This is a genomic window from Saccharomonospora sp. NPDC046836 (assembly GCF_040645195.1).
Lineage (GTDB): Bacteria > Actinomycetota > Actinomycetes > Mycobacteriales > Pseudonocardiaceae > Prauserella_A.
This window is the reverse complement of the sequence record NZ_JBEYXW010000118.1, coordinates 1-1,942: the sequence shown is the minus strand read 5'-3', so window position 1 is coordinate 1,942 and position 1,942 is coordinate 1. Positions and strand designations below refer to the sequence as shown.

The window sequence follows — 1,942 nt, the reverse complement described above, 5'->3', positions numbered from 1 at the left end:
TGCACGGTGAACCCGCTGGACATCCTCGGACTGCTGGGCGACTCGGCTGGCATCGCCATCGGAGATGTCATGTCGGGTCTGCTCGAGCCGTCCGGGCCCACGGCACCCGAGGCTCCGGCCGCCCCGGCAGCCGACTCCCCGGACCGTCCCGCGCCCGCCCGGCCTCGCCGTGACCGTTCGGCCGCCGACGGTTCCGCCTCGCAGCAGCGACCCCCCGCCCCGGGCAGCCGCCCCGCCCGCGCGGGCAGCTCCGACGCCCCCTGGCACCACGCCAAGCCGGCCCACGAGGAGACGCGCGAGGAACCTCCGGGCCTGGAGGGCGAGGCTCCCGAACCAGAGAAGCCCGCGCGTGAGCCCCGGAGCCCCGAAGAAAACACCCCGGACGACGACACCCCCACCGGAGGCGACCCCGCATGAACGACGTACTCGACGTCGCGCTGCGTCTGCTCGTCCTCCTCGCCGCCTTCCTGGTGCTGCCGCTCGTCGTCGGGCAGGCCGAGCACAAGACGATGGCGCACATGCAGGGGCGGCTCGGGCCCATGTACGCGGGCGGGTTCCACGGCTGGGCGCAGCTCATGGCCGACGGGGTCAAGTTCGTGCAGAAGGAGGACATCGTCCCGGCCGAGGCCGACCGGCGGGTCTTCCAGCTGGCCCCGGCCGTGGCGCTCCTGCCGTACCTGCTGGTCCTCGCCGTGCTTCCGGTCGGCCCGGGGGAGTCCGGCTCCGGGGTCCATGTCGACGCGGGGGTCTTCTTCGTCCTCGCCGTGATGGGCGTCGGGGTGCTCGGTTCGCTCATGGGCGGCTGGGCCTCGGCCAACAAGTACGCGCTCCTCGGCGGTCTGCGCACCGCCGCCCAGCTCCTCGCGTACGAACTGCCGATGCTGCTCGCGGCGGCCTCCGTCGCCATGGCGGCCGGGACCGTGTCGCTGAGCGGGATTCTCGACGGCTTCCAGTGGTGGTGGCTGCCGTGGCAGATCGTCGGCGCGGTCGTCTTCTTCGTGGCGGGCCTCGCCGAACTGCAGCGCCCGCCGTTCGACATGCCGGTGGCCGACTCGGAGATCATCTTCGGCGCGTACACCGAGTACACCGGTCTGCGGTTCGCCTTCTTCCTGCTCGCCGAGTACGCGGGCATCGTGATCCTCTGCGGCCTCACCACCGTGCTCTTCCTCGGCGGCTGGCACGGGCCCTGGGGCGGTGACGGGCTCGGCTGGGTGTGGACCCTGCTGAAGACCGCCGTCCTGGCCTTCGTGGTGATCTGGCTGCGGGTCAGCTTCCCCCGGATGCGGGAGGACCAGCTCCAGAAGCTCGCCTGGACCACCCTCGTCCCGCTCGCCCTCGCGCAGATCGCGCTCACCGGCATCGTGAAGGTGGCGATCCAGTAAATGACCGCGTCCCCGCAGCCCTCCGGCCGCAGCTTCCCCGGCTCCGGCCTCGCCAAGGGCCTCGCCGTCACCCTGCGGACGATGACGAAGAAGACCGTCACCGCCCAGTACCCCGAGACGCAGCCCGACCTGCCGCCGCGCACCCGCGGCGTCATCGGCCTGTTCGAGGAGAACTGCACGGTCTGCATGCTCTGCGCCCGCGAATGCCCCGACTGGTGCATCTACATCGACTCCCACAAGGAGACGGTGCCGCCCGCCGCCCCCGGCGGACGCGAGCGCAGCCGCAACGTCCTGGACCGCTTCGCCATCGACTTCTCCCTCTGCATGTACTGCGGTATCTGCATCGAGGTCTGCCCCTTCGACGCGCTGTTCTGGTCCCCGGAGTTCGAGTACGCCGAGACCGACATCCGCGACCTCACCCACGAGCGCGACAAGCTCCGCGAATGGATGTGGACCGTGCCGGCCCCGCCCGCCCTGGTCCCCGCCGCCGAGGAGCCCAAGGAGTACGCGGCCGCCCGCAAGTCCGCCGACCGCACCGCCGCCCAGCAGGCCGCCGAAGC

At 71.9% G+C, this 1,942-nt stretch carries 2 protein-coding genes and 1 pseudogene; all 3 read left to right on the top strand.

The genetic code is table 11. The features are described 5' to 3' along the window. Positions 1–417, top strand: a pseudogene (locus ABZ863_RS35595) (hypothetical protein); the annotation flags it as partial. Further along, positions 414–1,382, top strand: coding sequence for a complex I subunit 1 family protein (locus tag ABZ863_RS35590; RefSeq protein ID WP_358287911.1), 969 nt, complete (start codon positions 414–416; stop codon positions 1,380–1,382). The pseudogene ABZ863_RS35595 and the gene ABZ863_RS35590, both read left to right, overlap by 4 nt. After that, a partial coding sequence (locus tag ABZ863_RS35585) for an NADH-quinone oxidoreductase subunit I (RefSeq protein ID WP_358544181.1) occupies positions 1,383–1,942 on the top strand: 560 nt, incomplete at its 3' end.